Raw genomic sequence first — 18,635 nt, 5'->3', positions numbered from 1 at the left:
ATTCAGATCAACTGAATCGGAAAGCCCCCTCCTCGGAGGGGGCTTTTTGTTGTGCATGCAGTTCCTATCGTTCCGATCTCTCCACCCAAGACTCCTCGCTCTGGCATGGAGCACAACGCCAGACAACGCATTACCCGGCAGGCTGAGACAGCCATCGCCAATCGACAGTGGAGTCGTCTGCGCTTCATCGGCAATCGTTTTGAACGGGCGGGCTGCTACAGGGATTGCTGGTTGGCTCTGACGCAGGCATCGGAAGCAACAACGCGTCACCAACTCCCGATTTGGCCGGGGCCAGCCGTGAACTGCGGCGGCGTTCTTGTGCTGCCCACCACAAGGGATCTGGGAGACGAGTTGCGGATCCTCAGATTTGTCGGCGATCTCAAGGCACATGTCGATCGGGTCGTCGTCTTGAGCGATCCACGGCTCCATCCCCTGCTCAAAAGAAGCTTCCCTGGTGTGGTCTGCTGCGATACATCGGAAATCCCAGACAATGCCGAGCTCTCTCACATGGCAGCCCAGGAGCGTTTGGCCTACTGGTTTGGATCCGATCAACAACAGATTCAGAATGCCTTCCGCCCACTCACGGCACCAGTCACCGCAGGGCAGAGTCCCAAGGGCATCGGCATCAGCTGGTTTTCCAAATCCAGAAACAAAACCTTGCCTGCCGTCGAAGACTGGGCATCCGTGCTCAAGAGCATCCGCCAACCACTGCAGTCCCTGCAATATCTGGAAAAACCAGCACGCATCCGAACGTTGCGGGAGTTGAGCGGTCAACGCATTCGCTCCTCACAACCGATCGACCAGATGGTCGATCTGGATGGGTTTGCCGGACAAGTCGCGAGAGTTCGTGGCGTACTCACCATCAGCAACACCACAGCACATCTGGCGGGGGCCTTAGGCGTTCCCTGCGTTGTCGTACTCGACAACGGCTCGATCACCAACTGGCCCGATCAGGGCGAAACAACCCCGCTCTATCCCTCAACACGACTGATCCGCCGCGGCAGCGATGACTGGGCCACAACCCTGCGTCGAGGTTGGCGCACACTGAGGTCCTTGATCCCACCCCAGTAGAGAATCAGCATGCAAAGCTCCTCGATCAAAAGAGCCAGATCAGCGTGAGCAGCCCAAAGGCGAAGCGGAAACAACGCACCATCATTCAACGCGTGATCCGCTGGGGTCCATGGCATTACCGCTTCTGGCGTGAAATCGCACGCTGGTGCTACGAGCAATCGCTGCACAACCCTGCAGTCGTTTCAGCGGACGTCGGCTTCCCAGCTCACCGGCAACTGCTGAAGTCGTACCAGCAGATCCGCAGGGAAACGCTGGAAGTGGCCCTGTCGGGGCGCTTACCCGCCAACCACGAGATCATGCAGCAACAGCGAACGCTGTATGAATTCGACCGCAAGGTCTGGGGAATGCTGCCCTTGCGGGGATACGGCTACAACTACCCCGCCAATCAGGCGCTGATCCCGTCATTGCGGAGCTTTCTCAAGCATCACCCTGACGTTGTTTCAGCTGCCGTGAGCCTGTTCCCCCCTGGGAAGGTTCTACGGCCCCACAAAGGCCCCTTCAAAGGGGTGTGGAGGTATCACCTGCCGTTGTATGTGGAGGATTTTGGCGACGGCCGCAGTTCCTGCGAACTGATGATTGATGGTGAGAGCTATCACCTGCAGGAAGGTGAGGGATTTCTCTGGGACGACACCTTCATGCACTCCGCCATCAATCGCTCCAGCCAGCCAAGGGTGGTGTTGCTGTTCGACGTCTTTCGCAAAGACCAACCGTTTTGGCTGATCGGCATGAGCTGGATCTTCCTGTGGGTGGCTCAGATCTGGCAGCACGTGCAGAACATGCGCGAGCGTGCAGGGCTGCAATGAATCAGCCCCAAACCCTGATCCAGCACCTTGGCTTGATGCCCCATCCGGAGGGGGGCTGGTACCGCGAGTTGCATCGCAGTCCAGACCAAGTTCAACGACAGGACGGTGCCGAGCGATCTGCCTTGACGGCCATTCTGTTTTTGCTGCCCGCCGGTGCCGTCAGTTGCTGGCATCGGGTGATCGGTGGAGACGAAGTCTGGACCCACATTGATGGGGCGACACTGGAGCTCTTTCAATGCCAGAGCGATGGCACAGGGCTGAAACGTGATGCTCTGCAGGCATCCAACCCCGTCCAGGTGGTTCCCGCCAACGCCTGGCAGGCTGCACGCAGTCTGGGTGACTACACGCTGGTGAGCTGTTGCGTGGGGCCAGGGTTTGACTTCTGTGATTTCGAGATAGCCCGGGAGCAACCCACGACAGAACGTCCGAAATTGCCCCATCCGGAGTTGATCTGAACCGATGGCTTCGTAGCCTCACCACATCGATCAATGGCCATGGGCAGCAGCTTCGGCGACCTCTTCCGAATCAGCACCTTCGGTGAATCCCACGGGGGAGGGGTGGGTGTGATTGTTGAGGGCTGTCCACCACGGCTCAACCTCAGCGTCGAGTCGATTCAGACCGAACTGGACCGACGCAAGCCAGGCCAAAGCCACATCACCACACCGCGCAAGGAAGCGGACCAGGTGGAAATTCTCAGTGGCCTGCTGGATGGCGAAACCACGCTTGGCACCCCGATTGCCATGGTCGTGCGGAACAAGGACCAACGGCCCGGGGATTACAAGGACATGGCGGTCGCCTTTCGGCCCTCCCATGCCGATGCCACCTACCAGGCGAAGTATGGAATACAGGCCCGCAGCGGTGGTGGACGTGCATCAGCGCGGGAAACCATCGGCCGTGTCGCTGCAGGTGCGATCGCCAAACAACTGCTGAAACAAGCAGCAGGAACTGAAATCCTGGCCTGGGTGAAGCGGATCCACACCATCGAAGCCTCCGGCATCGACCCACAGCAGGTTCAGCTGAGTGATGTGGAGGCCAACATCGTTCGGTGCCCCGAGCCAGCGATCGCCGAGCAGATGATTGAGCGCATCGAAGCCATTGGCCGCGAGGGTGATTCCTGCGGCGGGGTGATCGAATGCGTGGTGCGCCATCCCGCTATTGGTCTGGGCATGCCAGTGTTCGACAAACTCGAAGCCGACCTCGCCAAAGCTGTGATGTCGTTGCCGGCCACCAAGGGATTTGAAATTGGGTCTGGTTTCGATGGAACGCTGTTGAAAGGCAGCGAGCACAACGACGCCTTTGTGCCGACCGACGATGGACGGCTGAAGACCGCCACCAACAACTCCGGGGGCATCCAGGGAGGGATCAGCAATGGTGAGCCGATTGTGATCAGAGTGGCCTTCAAGCCAACGGCCACGATCCGTAAAGAGCAGCAGACCATCGATTCCGATGGCAAGGCCACCACACTCGCTGGGAAAGGACGGCACGACCCTTGCGTTCTGCCGCGGGCCGTACCGATGGTGGAAGCGATGGTGGCACTCGTTCTGGCTGATCACCTGCTGAGGCAGCAGGGGCAATGCAGCCTTTGGTGAGCACCACCCTTTAATCAGTTCAGACGGAACTCACCGCTGAGCTAGAGCTCACCGCCGCTGCGGCCGTTTTCGTCTTTGCCGCGCTGCGGGTCCGGGTGCGGCGGGCGGGCTTTTTACTGGCCTGAGCCTTGGCTGAGGCTGGTTTCTTGGCAGCCATCGTTTTCTTCACCGTGCGGCGTGCACGAGTTGTCGTTCCGCGGCTGCGATGACTCAACACCAGGGCCCACTCCTCATCACTGAGGGTGGATGGCTTGCTGCCATGGGCATAAGACAGCTTGGCAGCCTTCTCGATGTCCTTGATCAGATTCGTCCAGGACGTGGCAAAACGCTTGTCAGACTGCGATTTCGCTCCGCTCTCCACCAGGGTCTCCACGACCCCAGCAGCCGAAACCTTCTTGCGCCGACGATTGAAAATCTCCTTCTGAAGCTGAGCGATCAGGGCATCGGCCTTGTCGCTGAGCTTGATCGTGAGCTGCGACATGACGCAGTTGGATAGCTATCTCATCTGTAGCATCTTGGACGCATGTCGCCCAGTGGTTGATATCAGCGCTGGCTTGTCGATTGGTGCAACCAGTCGAGAAGTGCCTGGAAGGCAGGAGGCGATCCCACCACCCTGCGGCCCAGGGCCACGGCGCCATGCCCAGCCTCTAGCCATACGGGGAGATCACTCACCTCAAGACCACCAGCGGCAATCACAAAAGGCAATGGGCCGAGGGGCGCCTGCAAGCGGCTCCAGTAGCCCGGCCCCAGATTGGCAGCGGGAAACAGCTTGACGACACGACAGCCGAACCGAAGGGCCTGATGAACCTCCGTGGGGCTGAAAACCCCAGGCACCAACAACACACCAAGTTCTCTGGCCTGCTCCACAAGCTCCGGGCACCAGGTCGGTGCCATGGCATAGCTGAGATCCAGCCGCGATAGATCGTTGATCGCCTTGGGGCCCGTTACCGAGGCCGCCCCCAGATTCAATCCAGGGCAATGGTCCTGCACCCGTTGCATGAACCCCATCCAACCTGGCTGGTCAAGCCATGCCACCTCAAGATGTCGAAGTCCTGCGGCATGAAGCTGCTGCACCTGCTCCAACAAACCAGAGCCTGAACCTGAAGACACGAGGTCGTCGGGCTCAGGACGAATCACCAACAAAAGAGGCTGGCGCAGCAGGGAAGCCACCAAGAGCTCCTGCCGCACCAGCCATCGGTTGGAGGACGAATCGAAATCAGACGTATTCGGCGACCCGGACGTCACGTTTGATCAGCAACTCCTGAAGCTCTTCAGCATCAACAGTCTCCTGCTCAACGAGCATCTCGGCCAATTCATCCAGAACGGCTCGGTTGTCGACCAGAACCTTGGTGGCGCGCTTGTAGGCCACATCCACCAGCTCGGAAACCTCCTTATCGATCATCGCTGCGGTTTCCTCAGAGAAGTCACGCTCCGCCGCGATGTCGCGGCCAAGGAACATGCCACCTTGCGCGCGCCCCAGGGCGACCGGACCGAGCTCGTCGCTCATGCCGAAGCGGGTGATCATCTGACGCGCCGTGGACGCAACCTGCTGAAGGTCGTTGGAGGCACCAGTGGTGACCTCATCTTCTCCGTAGACGATCTCCTCAGCCACCCGGCCGCCAAGGGCAACGGCCATCTGGTTCTGGAGGTAAGCCCGGGAGTACAGACCCGATTCCATCCGCTCTTCACTGGGGGTGAAGAAGGTCAGACCGCCGGCATTACCACGGGGAATGATCGAGATCTTCTGAACCGGGTCATAGTCCGGCATCAGAGCACCCACGAGGGCATGACCAGCCTCGTGATAGGCCACCAGGCGGGCGCGGCGCTCGCTCATCACACGGTCCTTCTTCTCCGGACCCGCCATCACCCGTTCAATGGCATCACTGATCTCGTCGTTGCTCACCTCAGTGAGCTCGCGACGGGCCGCAAGGATGGCAGCTTCGTTGAGGAGGTTGGCGAGATCGGCACCGGTGTAACCAGGCGTCCGACGGGCAACCTTGTCGAGATCGACATCCTTGGCGAGGGTCTTTCCACGAGCGTGAACGCCGAGGATTTGTAGGCGTCCTGAATAGTCAGGCCGATCAACGGTGACCTGACGATCGAAACGTCCGGGGCGCATCAGAGCCGCATCGAGCACGTCCGGGCGGTTGGTGGCCGCCACGATGATGATTCCGGTGTTGCCCTCGAAACCATCCATCTCCGTGAGGAGTTGGTTCAGCGTTTGCTCACGCTCGTCGTTACCACCGCCGAGGCCTGCACCCCGCTGACGACCAACGGCATCGATCTCGTCGATGAAGACGATGCAGGGAGCATTTTTCTTGGCTTGCTCGAAGAGGTCGCGAACGCGGCTGGCACCAACGCCGACGAACATCTCCACGAACTCAGAACCGGAGATCGAAAAGAAGGGAACACCTGCTTCACCAGCCACGGCCTTGGCGAGCAGGGTCTTACCGGTGCCAGGAGGCCCAACAAGCAAAACACCCTTGGGGATCTTGGCGCCGACGGCCGTGAAGCGATCGGGGTTCTTGAGGAAGTCGACCACCTCGGTCAACTCAAGCTTCGCCCCTTCAATGCCGGCCACATCGGTGAAGGTCACCTGAGTGGAGGGCTCCATCTGAACCCGCGCTTTGCTCTTGCCGAACTGCATGGCTGGGTTGCCACCACCACCGCCTTGGGCGCGCCGGAAGAGGAAGAACAGACCACCAAGCAGAAGCAGAGGAAAGATCAGACTTCCAGCGGCCTGCTGCCAGCCAGGGGTCTGACGGGAGGGCTGCACAGCGATATCAACGCTGTGTTCGGTCAGCAAACCGAGCAGCTCACGATCGGGTGCCAGGTTGACCTGGGCACGACGGCCGTCGTTTTCAACCACCTGAGCGGTGCCTTGATCCGGAGAAATCAGCACACGGCTGATTTGGTCATCCTTCACCGCCTCAACGAACTCGCTGTAGCGGATTGTGTTCACCTGGGGCTGGCTGCCACCGCCGCCACCAAAGAACGCTGGTGCAATCACAACGATCGCCAGAACCAGAAGGGCCCCGAGACCGATATTTCGCCAACGCTTGTTCACAGGTCGCCTCGTAGATGAAGGAATGTTAAACGGGTTCTCAGTCTTCAGGCGGCGCGGAGCACCTCAACCACGCTCTTGAAGGCGAACCACTCGGGAATCTCCTCACCACCGCGCAGCATCTTGCGGAACTGGGTGCCGCTCAGCTTCTTCACGTGCAGGCCACGGGCTTCAGCATGCTCGGCCGTTACGTAGCCCTCTTCCTGGGTGTAGACGAGGTTCAGGGAGGGAACGGTTTCCATCGTGAGCTCAGGAGCACACTCCTTGGCGAAGTTCTGAGCGTCGTAAGGACCGTAGAAGTCGTCACCGGTGAGAGACGATTTGCAGCCGGCCATATCCCGGCCAATGATGAAGTGGGTGCATCCGTAGTTGCGGCGGATGATCATGTGCTGCAACGCTTCACGCGGACCTGCCATGTGCATGGCGTAGGGCAGGTAGGCCCAGCGAATGCTGTCGTTGTTCACTTCGGCCGCCAGACGCTCATAGGTCTGGAAGCGAACGGCACCAGGGATGTCGTCCTGCTGGGTGGGGCCACAGGTGGGATGAACGAGCACCACGGCGTTGTCACTGACGTTCTGTGCATGCAGGGCACGGGTGAACAGTTCGTAGTGAGCGCGGTGAATGGGGTTACGGCACTGGAACGCCACCACGTCCTCGCCTTCGGGAAGGCCTGCACGCACCTCAGCAGGGGTCTTGCAGGGGAACACACGCTCCGGCAGAGCAAGGCCCTGGAGGCTTCCACCCAGATAGAAGCGCTTGCGCTCCATCGTGATCATCCGAACCGCAGGGTGCTCGATGGAGGTGGTGCCATAGCAGCCCTTGGCTTCGGCCACTTTGTTGGGTTCCCACTTGTCCTCTACCTCAAGGAGCGCCAGATCCTGGCCCTTGTAAGTAAGCAGCAGCTTGTCGCCGACCACCACGTCATCGCGGTCGGTGTCCATCACGATCGGCAGACCGAACAGCTGGCCCGCAGCCAGTCGATGACCACTGACCACAGCGTCGTAATCCTCCTGATGCATGAAGCCACGCAGGGGAGAGAAGCCACCAACGCAGAGCAGCTCCACATCACAGGCGTTGCGATCGGAACACTCGATCGTTTTGGTCGCGGCGGCTTTCACAGCGGCACGATCCGCCTCGGCCACCATCAGGTCCACCAGCGTTCCGCCGTAGGGAGCAATCACACCGGATCGTTGGGCGGGAGCGGAAGCACTGGCAGTCATGAGGCCTAGAGAAAGATCGGGCGATTCTCCCAGATCGCAGGAGGATTGCAATAGGCGAAAAAAGGGGGGCCTCAGCCCCCCTTGCAATTTGCTGTGATGATTTTGATCAGGCCTCTTCAAGACGGCCATAGAGATCGCCAGTGATCTTGATGTCGACCACTTCCCGACCCCCCATGTCGGAATCTGAGGGCTGGATGGCGCTGAACACACCAGCGAATTCTCCGGTTTCGGGATCAACCTTGGTGATGGAGAGGCTCATGGTTCCCACACCATCGATATAGCGCTTGTTGTTGTCCTTCTCGAGCTGCTCGTCATCACCACCAAGTGCCACAAGACCCTGGGCGTACTGAACACCGGTGGTCAGAGCCCGACCCTTGGGATCGATGAAGTTGCTGGTGCGGTAGCTGGGGGTGCGATAAGTGCCTTCAAAGTCGGTACTGGTGGTCAGAGCCGAGCCTTCAGCAGTGGCATTGAGGGACTTGCTGGAGAACGTGAAGGGGAACTCTTCGCCACCGGGCACCAGAACGGTGATCGGCTGGAAGTCGATGCCACCTTTCTCCTGGAATTGCAGGCCTGATTCCGTCACCTTCAGATCGCCAAAAACGGAGTCGAGGCTGGAGGTGTAACGGGTGAGGATCTTGCCCTCAACAAACTCGGCTTGCTGACGAATGTTCTTGGGCTCCTCCTTGGCATAGACCTGCACGGGGTGCATGCAGATCTCACGCAGCTCGTAGCTGCCACCGGCCGTCAGAGGAATCGCGCCCCGGGCTGAATCCCCGATCGTGGGGCAATCGTTGGCTTTGCCGGTGTTGTGGATGTCGTCGTAGGTGACGTTGGATCCACCACGCTGGACTGCATCACTGTCGCCACTACAGGCCGTGGTGAAGAACGCGAGGCAGAGCGCCAGCACGACGGCCAGCAGAGGACGAATGCGCATGGAAGGAGCCAATCGGCTGAACGCTAATGGGGACGGAATGCCGTCAGATCTGGATCTTACAGGGCGAAAAATGACGTCAGGGCTAGCCTTTTGCAGCTCTCAACAACTTGTCGAAAGCGCGTGACATCCAACGATCCCGATTCGACCCAGGCACGGATGGCTCAGGCAATGGCCGCCCTGGGCGAGCTGGCAGAGGAGTTGAGGGGAAATCCCGAAGCACTGCTCACCCTGCTGCGTGAGCTGGAGGCCCTGCATCGCGACGTTCAGGACGGTCCATTTCGTCAAAGCCTTCCAGAAAACCGCCAGAAATTGTTCACACTTCTGCAGGGAATGGAGAAAAACGGAGGCTGGCCCTACATCCCTCGTCTTCAGCTGCGCACCTTCATCGACCTGCTCGGTCAGGACTCCATCGACGCCGCGGCCTGATCCCGAACCTCAACCAGAGCATCTAGCAATTGATGGGCCAGAGAGAGCTTTGCCGTCACAGGCAACTCTCGTCTCCAGCCATCTCCAAGCAACCAGCCTCCATTGAGTTGGTCCCCGAAACCCTGACCATCGCGGTCCACGGGATTCACCATCATCAGATCGCAGCCCTTCGCCAGCCGCTTGCTTTCAGCCCGCTCCAGCAAATGGGCATCGCTGCCTGTGAGCGCTGAGAAACCGAGGACCAACTGTCCGGGACGGCGTTGGCGGGTCAGATTCGACAGCAAATCAGGCACTTCGGCCCAACCGGAAACAAGTGCCTGCTGAAGATCCTGCTTGGCCAGTTTGCTTGAGGGAGTGGCATCGCGCCGCAGGTCTGCGACGGCAGCAGCCATGACGAGCACATCGGATCCGGGCTGAGCCAACTGCAGAGCTGAACCGAGTTCGGAGGCACTCTCCACCGCAGTGCACTCCAGGCCTTCAAGCCAGGCGTCGGGGAGATCCAATGGACCATGCACCAGATGAACGGTGGCACCCCGGAAGCGTGCCGCCTGCGCCAGCAACACACCCATGCGGCCGCTGCTGCGGTTGCTCAGGACACGGGCCGGATCAATCGACTCTTGCGTCGGTCCAGCCGAAACAAGAACGGTCATCCCCGAGCAATCAAGGGTCACGCTAGGTATTCCCGAACCGCGGCTGAACACAGACGCAGCAGCCAACTCAATCAACAGCGGATCGGCCATGCGCCCATCGCCGACGCGATCACAGGCCAAGAGACCGGACGCCGGCACGAGGGGGATCACCCCAGGGAAGGATTGAACATGCTGCCAGTTGCGTTGCACCGCAGGGTGACGCCACATGGCCGTATTCATCGCCGGAGCCGCGATGACAGGAGCTTCCATGGCCAGCAGAACACTGGCGAGCAGACCGTCGGCTGAACCCTGGCTCCAGCGGGACAGGCTGCTGGCACTCAGGGGCGCAACGATGGCCAACTCCGCCCACTCCGCCAACTCGATGTGCAACGGCCTGGATGAGGCGGAGTCCCACTGGTCGGCCTCGAGGTAGCAGCGATGGCGACTGAGGCTGGCGAGCGCCACGGGACTCACCAAGGCAGCACCACTGGTGGTCACAAGACAGCGCACCTCAGCGCCGGCCTTAATCAGCGCGCTGACGAGCAAGGGCGTCTTAACAGCAGCAATACTGCCGCTGACGGCCACTAGCACACGCCGCCCGAACAGTGGCGACGACAGTGGCGACGACAGTGGCGACGCCTGCTCAGTCTTCATCAAAAGGCTCTTGGTCCACCAAATGGTGGTACGGAAGAATCAGTTCGGGCCGGTGAATGGCCAGCGCCCGAAGCAGGTGCCAATCCGAAAGGCTGTCGAAAGGAGAGGGGTAATCGTCCTCTTCAAGCCGGCGGGCGAGTTCGGCCGTCGAGGCCTCGTCAAAAGCTTCGAGCCGTTCCTGCGTAAGCATCGAGCCGTCCTCAGACCCCATTCATGTCAGTTTGACGCAGGCCGTGCCGGCTAGCGTTGGCTGACCGGGGAATTAGCTCAGTTGGTAGAGCGCTGCGATCGCACCGCAGAGGTCAGGGGTTCGAATCCCCTATTCTCCACTGCGCTTTTGCAGCGTCGCCTGCCACTCATTGGCCTGTTTGTCCTGGTGGTGTTCAGCACAGTGGCACGACCTTCAGCCCTGCTCACCTTCACACTCCTGGCTGCAGCCGGTGCGATAAGTCGCGCCTCATCACGCCGCACCTGACCCCCCATGAGGTAAAAGGGGTGTTGAACTCCCCCGTAGCCGATGTCGCAATCGAAGCGCGAGCAGGTCGTGAGCCACCTGCGCTACATCCGCCAAGAGCTGCGCGAGATGCACCAAGGAGTCATGGAAGACGGCCTTCTTCCCGAAGCGGGCGAAGTTCGGGGTGTGATGGCACAAATGGAAGCTCTGCTGGAGCTTCTCGAAGGCAAAGCGTCCAGAAAAGCGAAGGCTGAGTCCAAATAACTTTCAACGCAAGCCGTTGTCAAAGCCCTCAGCTCTGGCTTTGCTGCGCCAATCCCCATCACCTGGCCCGGGCTTGCCCCGGGTTTTTATTGAAATCTCCTATCCGTAGTGTCTGATGCCTGCAGGTTGCCTACGGGTGGTGTAAACAGGGGCTGGCAGGGGCATGGCCGGGTGATGGGGATCACTGGTTTCGACCCTGCCTCTTCCCCTGAAACCAGTGCCGTGCGACGGCTTCAATCCACCCGGCTGCAAACCAACGTTGGAGCAGCATTTCAAAGGCTGGATCACTGGGCGCGCAATCCTTGGCGGCGGTTTTCCTTGCTGGCCCTTGCCGGACTCATCGGCTTTTTGATCGGTAGCGCCATCACATCAGTGGCAGGCGTTCTCGGGCAGATGGACCCCGTGGCTGCGCTTGTGGTGGTTCTTGGCACTGAACTCACGATCCGGCGCCGACGCAGCTCCGAACCATCACTGAAGCTGCCCCAACAGCTCCTGGAGCTTGGTCGTATTGGCTTTCTCTACGGTCTCTTTCTCGAAGGGTTCAAGCTGATCTGAAGCAGAACCGTTCAAAACAGACAACCAAGATTGCGATTCATACCCTTCGGAAAGAATCCGATGGGATGCAAATGGCGAGCAACCATTACTTCCTGGAGCTTGAACCACCAGCGGAGCGGTTACGTCATGCACCGCATGTGGTCATCGTCGGCGGAGGCTTTGCAGGGGTGCACGCCTGCAAGGCCCTGGCCAAGGCGGATGTGCGCATCACCCTGATTGACAAGCGCAACTTCAACCTGTTCCAGCCCCTGCTTTATCAGGTGGCCACAGGTTTGGTCTCAAGAAGTGATGTGGCCACACCTCTGCGCGAACTGGTGGGCAAGCAAGACAACGTGCAGGTGCTGCTGGGGGAGGTCACAACCGTGAACCCCGAAGGCAAACAGATCGTTTTCAACGGCAAGGCCTACAGCTATGACCATCTGATCCTGGCCACAGGATCAGGCAGCACTTATTTCGGCCACGAAGACTGGCGCACCTTTGCGCCCCCGATGAAAATCCTCGAACACGCCGAGGAAATACGCCGCCGTCTGCTGATGGCGATGGAGCAGGCGGAGCAGACACCGAACCCCGAGGCACGCCAGTTTCTGCAGACGGTGGTGATCGTTGGTGCCGGCCCCAGCGGCTGCGAGATGGCTGGTGCCGTTTCTGAGCTGATGCGTTGGGCCCTGAACAATGCCTTCAAACAGCTGGATCCCCAGAAAACACGGATCGTGTTGGTGGACCCCGGCGACAGAGTGCTGAGAGCGATGCCAGCGGAGCTCTCCGAAGCGGCCCTTGCGGCTCTCGAACGCGACGGGATCGAGTTTTTGCCCCAGGGCCGCGTCCAAACCATGCGGCCCGGAGAGGTGGTGATCAGCAGCCCCGATGGTGATGTCCGGGTCCAGGCGGCCACGGTGATCTGGACCGCTGGCGTAAAGCCATCCCATCTGGGACAGAAGCTGACGGAAGCCACCGGTTGCGACGTCGATCGCGGTGGAAGGGTCATCGTCAACCCCGATTTCTCGATTCCCAGCCATCCCGAAATCCGCATTGCCGGTGATCTCTGCAGCTACAGCCACACCGTGAATGGAAAGCCTCTGCCGGGCATGGCGGCTCCCGCCAAACAGGCCGGCACATTCATCGGCAAAGACATCGCTGCAATCGTCAACGCACGTGCGCGTCCCACCTTCCGCTACGTCGATTTCGGCAGCATGGCTGTGGTGCACGCCAGTGCAGTCGCCGACCTGCATGGCTTCAAATTTTCCGGGCGCCTGGGCCTGCTGCTGTGGGCCATCGTTCACCTGGCCTTGATCCCCAACCGAGAGAACCGGATCACCTTGAGCATCAAATGGCTGTACGCCCTGGCGACCCGGCAACGGGCCTCGATTCTGCTAACTGGCATGCCCAGCCAGCATCTGGCGCTTGATGCTGAGGATGCCCACTTCCCGATGGCCAGCTGCAAAGGTCCCTCCATCGCAGAACCCGATGCCGCCCTCAAGGCAGCGATGGATTACTACGCCCATCAGCTCAGTGGCCTCCCCCAAACTCAGGAGCTGCTCGACACCAAGGAGGCCTCAGTTGCGGATTCGGAAGCTGCCATCAAATAGAGCAAGGCCATCCGGGTGGGCACGCCATTCCTGACCTGCTCTTCCACAAGGCTGACGCGCGGGTCATCCAGAAGCGAGCCACTCAATTCGACGCCGCGATTGACCGGGCCGGGGTGCAGTACGGGAACGTTCTCTCCGCAGAGCTGCATGCGCTCATGGCTCAGCCCGAAGTCCCGGTGATAGCGCTCCAAGCTGGTGAGCAACTGCTGGCCCATCCGTTCCTTCTGAAGCCGCAGGGTCATCACGGCATCGGCGCCCGGCAGCGCATGCTCCAGGCGCCGCACCACGCTGACCTTGCCCCGTTGCGGCACCGGATCCTTCAGCAGACCCGGGGGCGGAGCATCCACGAAGGCCGAAAAATCCTCGGGAACAAGGCTGGGAGGACCGCACAACACCACATCCGCGCCACAGGCCGTCAAAGCCCAGAGATTGGAACGGGCCACCCGCGAGTGAAGGATGTCTCCGACAATCACAATCCGGCGACCTTGCAGCGCTTCCGGCATGGGGTACTGGGGCGAGAAATGCCGAGCAAGAGTGAGCAGATCCAGCAGTCCCTGACTGGGATGACTGTGAAGTCCATCGCCCCCATTGAGCACCACGGTGCGCTCACCCATCTGCTGCAGATCCAGCGCCAGTTGCTGCGGAACACCGGTGGAACGGTGGCGCACCACCAGAACGTCGGCGCCCATGGCCACGTAGGTGCGCGCTGTGTCGAGAACGCTTTCCCCTTTGCTGAGTGAGCTGCTGGAGGGTGAAAAGCTCATCACGTCTGCCGACAGACGCTTGGCCGCCAACTCAAAACTGCTGCGAGTTCGGGTGCTGGGCTCGAAGAACAGCGTTGCCACCAGACGGCCCTGCAAGGCGGGCAGTTTGCGGGCACCAGTGACGGGCAGTGAACGAAACCGCTGGGCCAGCTCAAGCACAGCTGCAAAGTCTTCCCGCGAAAACGAGGCGAGATCCAGCACGTGTCGATGCGGCCAGCCACTCATGACGACGGCTCCAGCGATGGCGCCCAGCAGCGTGCCTTGGACGGCATGCGGTCACCCCGGGCTCGCCTGCTGACACTGCGACTGCTCCGCAGGTACCAGCGCCATGGGATTGCAGCGCCCTGGGAGATGCCGATCCGCGTGGTTGTCACAAGATCCTGGCTGGCAAACGTGGCTGACCTCGGGGCCATCCACACCCCATGTTCGCCCGTCACCGGACGACTGTCATCACGGCGATCCAGCCCGAAACGACGCGCCAGCAGGCCGGGCCCTGCCGCAATCCGCTCCGGTTCATCCGGCAAGGCCGCAGCACGCAGCAACACGCCATTGGCCCAATCGCTCCGATCGGTGACCACGTTCACGCAGTGGTGGATGCCATAGCTGACATACACATAGAACCGCCCTGGCTCACCGAACAGGGTTTCGTTTTGCGGTGAACGGCGGCGGTAGCCATGACAGGCGGGATCGTCCTGGGAATACGCCTCCGTTTCCACAACCACGCCCCAGAGCAGGCTGCCGTTGTCTTGGCGTTTCACCAACCTGCAGCCCACCAGATCAGGGGCGACAAGTTCTGCGGGGCGACAGAAGAAGATGCGGGGAAGGGCTGGAAAATCTCGGGCGATAGAACTTGTGGCTATTGGAGCGGCTTAAAGCCGAGGAGACATATACGCCTGAAATGAGTTTACTCAACTTAAGCTTAACAAGCCAATCCAGAAATTAATTAAAAAACAGAAGATTGGTAGACACCAATGCGATTCCCAGCCATAAAGAGATTAGCTCGTGCTTACTGGCAGCCATGACCATCTCTTCTCAAATGCAAGAAAAGATAGAGAAAATAGAAAAGCTAGTCCAAGATGGCTATACCCTCAAAAAGACAGAGTACGGATTTATTGATTTCAGAAACTCGTCTGGAAAACCAGTAAGTATTTTCGGGGCATTTAAATCTCCCGCAGGGTTTTCTTGGATAGCATTCTTTTTCCCATTTGCGGTTTGCACCCAAATAAAAGAATGGTCTTATTTCTATATAAATGGCTGCCTATTCGCAATCATAGCCGTCGTCCATGGCATAACCAGCTATGACCCCAACTCGGCTGGTGCTACTGCCATTGGGGTAACCTATGGGTACATGTTTCCTTATCTTAGAAAAATCGCAAAGGACAATGGCGTTTTAGAAAACCCAAAGGGGAAATCAATTTTTGTCGGAATTTTACTTAGCATACTTTCCATAATCCCGTCTCTAATTATTGACACCTTTTTTGGAAATTTCTAACAAAGCCAAAGCTCTTATTCCGAATATCGGATATTGTTGACAGCCAGGTTGGTGACCGTTGAAACCTGGCATATCTTCTGCCGTGACTTGGAGTCCCAGGGTAACTGCTTAGTCCTTAAAACCTAACCTTGAGACTTCTGCTTCAGGGCTCGCTGCACCTGGTAGGCGAAGAAATTTCGCCTTCACAGCCTCCCAATTAATCCTTGCAGGTCTCGCATCTTCTCTTTCTTCAGCACCACAGCAAGAAGGCGTCTGCCTCGCTCTGGAACCTGATTGGTTGCCCGTAACCCTCCAACAGAAGGCATGGATGGCAGCTGCCTGACGCTTCTGCTCTGCTCTCACCCTCAGTGCCTCCAGCAGACACACCTGCTTGCCCTCCACGAGCGGCTGATTGCCATCAGGCTGCGGTCAAAGCTGCCCTGCTGGTAGTCGCTCCAGATCTGGGCACTGATCGCCTGTGCCCTGGCAACAGCGACAGGGTCACTCCAACGACCCAAGCGGTTGATAAACGCATCCCGTCCATCAATCCGCACCCTCACCTGAAGGCTTCCGTTGTTATTCCGCAGGGAGGGAGGCTTCTTCACGGGAAGTCCGCGTCTGATGCCTGGGCTAGAGCCGCCTCCAACACCAAGCCAAGGCAACCGGGTGCACCCGTAGCTCTTCGTAGCTGGGGGGCTCGGAGAAAAATCTGGGCGTGGCTTGGGAGTTGGCTTGGAGATCCAGGGCGACCACTGAAACTTCAAGCCCAGCCAGTGCTCCTTTACCTCAGGGCTCGCTTCACGCAGTGGTGGATGCCGTAGCTGACATACACATAAAACCGCCCTGGCTCACCGAACAGGGTCTCGTTCTGCGGTGAGCGGCGGCGGCAGCCGTGACAGGCAGGTTCATCCTGTGAATACGCCTCGGTTTCCACAATCACGCCCCACAACACCCCTCCATCGCTCTGGCGTTTCACCAATCTGCAACCCACCAGATCGGGACCCACGGTCTGAGCCGGACGGGCAAAAAAATTGAGCGGAAGCGAAACGAAATCGATGACAGGCTGCCGGCTGGCGGCCACGCTTGTTCCAGCTTGAACTTTGCAGGCTGTGGACAGCAACCTCCAGGCACGACGTGATGGGGTGTTTCTGGTGCTGGCGGGTTTGTTCCTCGGAACCCTCGGCATGCTCAACATCCTGGGCCTGACGCGCTTCCTGCAACTGGGCAGCATCGGCGGCTGGCCGATCGTGGTGGCCGTTGGCGCACTGCCTTACCCGATCACGTTCCTCTGCACTGACCTGATCAGCGAACTCTGGGGAGAGCAGAAAGCCAATCAAGTGGTGTGGGTCGGGCTGCTGCTCAACGGCTGGGTGCTGCTGATCCTCTGGCTGGGGGGCGTTCTGCCGGGCATGAGCGGCAGCGATGACACCACCTTTCGCACCATTCAGCAGCTCAGTTTCGGTTCGGTTGGCGCCTCGATGGTGGCTTACCTCACGGCGCAGTTCGTGGACGTGCGGCTGTTCCATTTCTGGAAACAGCTCACCAAAGGCAAGGCGCTCTGGCTGCGCAACAACGGCTCCACCCTGGTGAGCCAGTTGGTGGACACCAGTGCAGTGGTGCTGATCAGCCATTACGGCGCCCATGTGCTGCCTGTGCAGCCGGAACGGTCCGTGCTGCCCCAGCTGATCAGCTTCATTGGCAGCGGGTACCTGTTCAAAGTGCTGGCGGCGTTGACCGACACGCTTCCCTTCATCTGGCTCACGGGATGGCTGCGGGAGTGGCTGGACATTCCTGAAGAGGAAGGCGAACTCACAACAGAAGCCCCGTCATCGATGCATGAAGGGCGCATCCCCTCCAAACTGAGATGAGTTCAGGCCAGGTGATGGACGCAGCCACCTCCAGCTTCAACCTCGGCACTGTGCTTCTTGCCAGCATCGTGCTGTTCCCCTTGGCCTGCCTGTTCTTCGGAACCCGCGGCGGCTACTACAACACCGATCAGTACGACGGCAACGGCACCGCCCACTGATCGGCTGGAGTTGAGCGATCATCAGGTCACTGGTTCAGCCTGAATGACCGCTGCAACTCCCGGTCCTGTCGACAGCACGGACGCCATTCGCCTCGCCCTGCGCAGTTGGCCTGAAGTGGAGAGCTACCTCCAAGGCTGCAAGGGGGTGATCATCCCCCTGGGATCCACCGAGCAGCACGGTCCCACGGGCGCCATCGGCACAGACGCCCTCACCGCAGAAGCGGTGGCCCTTGAGGTGGGTCGTCGCACCGGCGTTTTGGTCACCCCAGCTCAAGCCTTTGGCATGGCGGAACACCACCTTGGTTTCGCGGGAACGATGAGCCTGCAGCCAGCAACGCTTCTGGCCGTTCTGCACGACCTGGTGTTGTCCCTGGGCCGGCATGGCTTCGAACGGGTGTTCGTGATTAATGGCCATGGCGGCAACATTGCAACGGCCAAAGCCGCCTTTGCCCAGGCCCACGGCACCGCCGCCACCCGCAATCTCCCCGTTGCCCCGCAGCTGCGTTGTCGGCTGGCCAACTGGTTCATGGCCGGCCCCGTGATGCGCCAGGCGCGCGATCTGTATGGCGACAAAGAAGGCCATCACGCCACGCCCAGCGAAATCGCTGTCACCCTCGCCATGGAGCCGAGCCTGCAGAGCAAGCAGCGACCGCTGCCCGACCCCGCGCCAGCAGGCCCCATCCATGGACCGGACGACTTCCGGCGCCGTCACCCCGATGGACGCATGGGGTCCCACCCCTCCTTGGCCACCGCCCAGCACGGTGAGGCCTTGCTGGAGACAGCCGCCACCGCGTTGAGCGAGGATCTGCGCACGTTCCTCGGCGAGTCATGAGCCAGATTTCCAGCGACGACGTCCGCAAAGTGGCCCAGCTCGCCCGACTTGATCTACCCGAGGACAAGATTGCGACCTACACCAGTCAGCTGGAGTCCATCCTCGAGTACGTGGGTCAGCTCCAGCAGGTGGACACCGAAGGCGTTCCGGAAACCACGCGAGCCGTGGAGGTGACCAACGTCACCCGGGCCGATGGCGTGGAGCCGACCCCCGTTCGGGAAGACATCCTCAACCAAGCACCCCAGAGAGAGGGGGACTTCTTCCGGGTTCCGAAAATCCTGGCCGACTGA

The 18,635-nt window shown here is 59.9% G+C and carries 23 protein-coding genes, 1 tRNA gene and 1 pseudogene; 15 read left to right on the top strand and 10 right to left on the bottom strand.

The features are described from left to right. Window positions 1–105: 105 nt before the first annotated feature. Genes DXY35_RS06490 through aroC form a run of 4 tightly spaced genes read left to right on the top strand, consistent with a single transcriptional unit; the run spans window position 106 to window position 3,463 of the window. Complete coding sequence (locus tag DXY35_RS06490) at window positions 106–1,071, top strand: hypothetical protein (protein ID WP_115081593.1); 966 nt, start codon at window positions 106–108, stop codon at window positions 1,069–1,071. Window positions 1,072–1,115: 44 nt separating this feature from the next. Then, window positions 1,116–1,874, top strand: coding sequence for an aspartyl/asparaginyl beta-hydroxylase domain-containing protein (locus DXY35_RS06485; RefSeq protein ID WP_115081592.1), 759 nt, complete (start codon window positions 1,116–1,118; stop codon window positions 1,872–1,874). After that, on the top strand, window positions 1,871–2,329 hold the full coding sequence (locus DXY35_RS06480) for a cupin domain-containing protein (protein WP_115081591.1): 459 nt from the start codon (window positions 1,871–1,873) through the stop codon (window positions 2,327–2,329). Before DXY35_RS06485 ends, DXY35_RS06480 begins: the two co-directional genes overlap by 4 nt. Before the next feature lie 39 nt (window positions 2,330–2,368). Further along, window positions 2,369–3,463 (top strand): chorismate synthase, encoded by a 1,095-nt coding sequence (gene aroC, locus DXY35_RS06475; protein ID WP_115081634.1) that lies wholly within the window; start codon window positions 2,369–2,371, stop codon window positions 3,461–3,463. A 19-nt stretch (window positions 3,464–3,482) separates the two neighbouring features. Here the strand turns inward: aroC and DXY35_RS06470 are convergent, their stop codons facing one another. From DXY35_RS06470 to DXY35_RS06450, 5 genes are all read right to left on the bottom strand, one after another. Then, window positions 3,483–3,944, bottom strand: coding sequence for a hypothetical protein (locus tag DXY35_RS06470; RefSeq protein ID WP_115081590.1), 462 nt, complete (start codon window positions 3,942–3,944; stop codon window positions 3,483–3,485). A 62-nt stretch (window positions 3,945–4,006) separates the two neighbouring features. After that, window positions 4,007–4,651: a bifunctional 4-hydroxy-2-oxoglutarate aldolase/2-dehydro-3-deoxy-phosphogluconate aldolase gene (locus DXY35_RS06465; RefSeq protein ID WP_244272950.1), complete on the bottom strand. Its 645-nt coding sequence runs from the start codon at window positions 4,649–4,651 to the stop codon at window positions 4,007–4,009. A 28-nt stretch (window positions 4,652–4,679) separates the two neighbouring features. Then, entirely contained in the window at window positions 4,680–6,530 is a 1,851-nt protein-coding gene (ftsH, locus tag DXY35_RS06460) for an ATP-dependent zinc metalloprotease FtsH (RefSeq protein WP_006851961.1), read from the bottom strand. Window positions 6,531–6,574: 44 nt separating this feature from the next. Continuing rightward, window positions 6,575–7,747, bottom strand: coding sequence for a sulfate adenylyltransferase (sat, locus tag DXY35_RS06455; protein ID WP_115081588.1), 1,173 nt, complete (start codon window positions 7,745–7,747; stop codon window positions 6,575–6,577). 106 nt (window positions 7,748–7,853) lie between these two features. Further along, complete coding sequence (locus tag DXY35_RS06450) at window positions 7,854–8,684, bottom strand: photosystem II manganese-stabilizing polypeptide (RefSeq protein ID WP_115081587.1); 831 nt, start codon at window positions 8,682–8,684, stop codon at window positions 7,854–7,856. A gap of 156 nt (window positions 8,685–8,840) precedes the next feature. Here DXY35_RS06450 and DXY35_RS06445 point away from each other — a divergent pair, with 156 nt between their 5' ends. Beyond that, complete coding sequence (locus DXY35_RS06445) at window positions 8,841–9,110, top strand: hypothetical protein (RefSeq protein ID WP_244272948.1); 270 nt, start codon at window positions 8,841–8,843, stop codon at window positions 9,108–9,110. Here DXY35_RS06445 and coaBC read toward each other — a convergent pair. Further along, complete coding sequence (gene coaBC / locus DXY35_RS06440; RefSeq protein ID WP_115081585.1) at window positions 9,083–10,393, bottom strand: bifunctional phosphopantothenoylcysteine decarboxylase/phosphopantothenate--cysteine ligase CoaBC; 1,311 nt, start codon at window positions 10,391–10,393, stop codon at window positions 9,083–9,085. The genes DXY35_RS06445 and coaBC overlap by 28 nt on opposite strands. Next, window positions 10,383–10,583 carry a DUF2555 domain-containing protein gene (locus DXY35_RS06435; RefSeq protein ID WP_025362051.1) on the bottom strand — a complete coding sequence of 67 codons (201 nt, stop codon included), beginning with the start codon at window positions 10,581–10,583 and terminating at the stop codon, window positions 10,383–10,385. The genes coaBC and DXY35_RS06435 overlap by 11 nt, the downstream gene beginning before the upstream one ends. A 66-nt stretch (window positions 10,584–10,649) precedes the next feature. Between DXY35_RS06435 and DXY35_RS06430 the strand changes: the two genes are divergently transcribed. The 5 genes from DXY35_RS06430 (at window position 10,650) to DXY35_RS06415 (ending at window position 13,252) form a co-directional block, all read left to right on the top strand. Then, window positions 10,650–10,722, top strand: a tRNA-Ala gene (locus DXY35_RS06430). An 8-nt stretch (window positions 10,723–10,730) separates the two neighbouring features. Next, a complete protein-coding gene (locus DXY35_RS12655) occupies window positions 10,731–10,868 on the top strand; it encodes a hypothetical protein (RefSeq protein WP_170950527.1) in 138 nt (45 codons plus the stop codon). Window positions 10,869–10,910: 42 nt separating this feature from the next. After that, complete coding sequence (locus DXY35_RS06425; RefSeq protein WP_011363323.1) at window positions 10,911–11,111, top strand: hypothetical protein; 201 nt, start codon at window positions 10,911–10,913, stop codon at window positions 11,109–11,111. 174 nt (window positions 11,112–11,285) lie between these two features. Next, the gene (locus tag DXY35_RS06420) at window positions 11,286–11,666 is read left to right on the top strand and encodes a DUF565 domain-containing protein (RefSeq protein WP_115081584.1); all 381 of its coding nucleotides are present in this window, start codon (window positions 11,286–11,288) and stop codon (window positions 11,664–11,666) included. 71 nt (window positions 11,667–11,737) lie between these two features. Then, window positions 11,738–13,252: an NAD(P)/FAD-dependent oxidoreductase gene (locus DXY35_RS06415; protein WP_115081583.1), complete on the top strand. Its 1,515-nt coding sequence runs from the start codon at window positions 11,738–11,740 to the stop codon at window positions 13,250–13,252. Here DXY35_RS06415 and DXY35_RS06410 read toward each other — a convergent pair. Both DXY35_RS06410 and DXY35_RS06405 read right to left on the bottom strand, forming a co-directional pair. Next, complete coding sequence (locus DXY35_RS06410; RefSeq protein WP_115009533.1) at window positions 13,192–14,241, bottom strand: aspartate carbamoyltransferase catalytic subunit; 1,050 nt, start codon at window positions 14,239–14,241, stop codon at window positions 13,192–13,194. The genes DXY35_RS06415 and DXY35_RS06410 overlap by 61 nt on opposite strands. Continuing rightward, window positions 14,238–14,876, bottom strand: coding sequence for a DNA-3-methyladenine glycosylase (locus DXY35_RS06405; protein WP_115081582.1), 639 nt, complete (start codon window positions 14,874–14,876; stop codon window positions 14,238–14,240). Before DXY35_RS06405 ends, DXY35_RS06410 begins: the two co-directional genes overlap by 4 nt. Window positions 14,877–15,034: 158 nt before the next feature. On the opposite strand from DXY35_RS06405, the gene DXY35_RS06400 reads away from it, so the two are divergent. Beyond that, on the top strand, window positions 15,035–15,508 hold the full coding sequence (locus DXY35_RS06400) for a hypothetical protein (protein WP_115081581.1): 474 nt from the start codon (window positions 15,035–15,037) through the stop codon (window positions 15,506–15,508). Window positions 15,509–16,286: 778 nt separating this feature from the next. Here DXY35_RS06400 and DXY35_RS06390 read toward each other — a convergent pair. Then, a pseudogene (locus DXY35_RS06390) lies at window positions 16,287–16,568 on the bottom strand (DNA-3-methyladenine glycosylase); the annotation flags it as partial. Window positions 16,569–16,596: 28 nt separating this feature from the next. Between DXY35_RS06390 and DXY35_RS06385 the strand changes: the two are divergent. The 4 genes from DXY35_RS06385 to gatC are packed head-to-tail and all read left to right on the top strand — an operon-like array spanning window position 16,597 to window position 18,635. Continuing rightward, window positions 16,597–17,355: a queuosine precursor transporter gene (locus DXY35_RS06385; RefSeq protein ID WP_170950526.1), complete on the top strand. Its 759-nt coding sequence runs from the start codon at window positions 16,597–16,599 to the stop codon at window positions 17,353–17,355. A gap of 14 nt (window positions 17,356–17,369) precedes the next feature. Continuing rightward, window positions 17,370–17,513 carry a hypothetical protein gene (locus tag DXY35_RS12650; protein ID WP_170950905.1) on the top strand — a complete coding sequence of 48 codons (144 nt, stop codon included), beginning with the start codon at window positions 17,370–17,372 and terminating at the stop codon, window positions 17,511–17,513. 43 nt (window positions 17,514–17,556) lie between these two features. After that, entirely contained in the window at window positions 17,557–18,345 is a 789-nt protein-coding gene (locus DXY35_RS06380) for a creatininase family protein (RefSeq protein ID WP_115081579.1), read from the top strand. Next, window positions 18,342–18,635, top strand: a complete 294-nt coding sequence (gene gatC, locus DXY35_RS06375; RefSeq protein WP_115081578.1) for an Asp-tRNA(Asn)/Glu-tRNA(Gln) amidotransferase subunit GatC — start codon at window positions 18,342–18,344, stop codon at window positions 18,633–18,635. The genes DXY35_RS06380 and gatC overlap by 4 nt, the downstream gene beginning before the upstream one ends.

This window comes from Synechococcus sp. N32 (genome assembly GCF_900473895.1).
Taxonomy (GTDB): domain Bacteria; phylum Cyanobacteriota; class Cyanobacteriia; order PCC-6307; family Cyanobiaceae; genus Parasynechococcus.
The sequence above is the reverse complement of the archived record's forward strand: the minus strand, read 5'-3'. Positions and strand labels throughout refer to the sequence as shown.

Coding starts and splice junctions, on each gene's coding strand:
- DXY35_RS06490 (WP_115081593.1), top strand. CDS start 106: ATGGAGCACAACGCCAGACAACGCATTACCCGGCAGGCTGAGACAGCC.
- DXY35_RS06480 (WP_115081591.1), top strand. CDS start 1,871: ATGAATCAGCCCCAAACCCTGATCCAGCACCTTGGCTTGATGCCCCAT.
- aroC (WP_115081634.1), top strand. CDS start 2,369: ATGGGCAGCAGCTTCGGCGACCTCTTCCGAATCAGCACCTTCGGTGAA.
- DXY35_RS06470 (WP_115081590.1), bottom strand. CDS start 3,944: ATGTCGCAGCTCACGATCAAGCTCAGCGACAAGGCCGATGCCCTGATC.
- sat (WP_115081588.1), bottom strand. CDS start 7,747: ATGACTGCCAGTGCTTCCGCTCCCGCCCAACGATCCGGTGTGATTGCT.
- DXY35_RS06450 (WP_115081587.1), bottom strand. CDS start 8,684: ATGCGCATTCGTCCTCTGCTGGCCGTCGTGCTGGCGCTCTGCCTCGCG.
- DXY35_RS06445 (WP_244272948.1), top strand. CDS start 8,841: ATGGCTCAGGCAATGGCCGCCCTGGGCGAGCTGGCAGAGGAGTTGAGG.
- coaBC (WP_115081585.1), bottom strand. CDS start 10,393: ATGAAGACTGAGCAGGCGTCGCCACTGTCGTCGCCACTGTCGTCGCCA.
- DXY35_RS06435 (WP_025362051.1), bottom strand. CDS start 10,583: ATGCTTACGCAGGAACGGCTCGAAGCTTTTGACGAGGCCTCGACGGCC.
- DXY35_RS06425 (WP_011363323.1), top strand. CDS start 10,911: ATGTCGCAATCGAAGCGCGAGCAGGTCGTGAGCCACCTGCGCTACATC.
- DXY35_RS06420 (WP_115081584.1), top strand. CDS start 11,286: ATGGGGATCACTGGTTTCGACCCTGCCTCTTCCCCTGAAACCAGTGCC.
- DXY35_RS06415 (WP_115081583.1), top strand. CDS start 11,738: ATGGCGAGCAACCATTACTTCCTGGAGCTTGAACCACCAGCGGAGCGG.
- DXY35_RS06410 (WP_115009533.1), bottom strand. CDS start 14,241: ATGAGTGGCTGGCCGCATCGACACGTGCTGGATCTCGCCTCGTTTTCG.
- DXY35_RS06400 (WP_115081581.1), top strand. CDS start 15,035: ATGACCATCTCTTCTCAAATGCAAGAAAAGATAGAGAAAATAGAAAAG.
- DXY35_RS12650 (WP_170950905.1), top strand. CDS start 17,370: ATGGACGCAGCCACCTCCAGCTTCAACCTCGGCACTGTGCTTCTTGCC.
- DXY35_RS06380 (WP_115081579.1), top strand. CDS start 17,557: ATGACCGCTGCAACTCCCGGTCCTGTCGACAGCACGGACGCCATTCGC.
- gatC (WP_115081578.1), top strand. CDS start 18,342: ATGAGCCAGATTTCCAGCGACGACGTCCGCAAAGTGGCCCAGCTCGCC.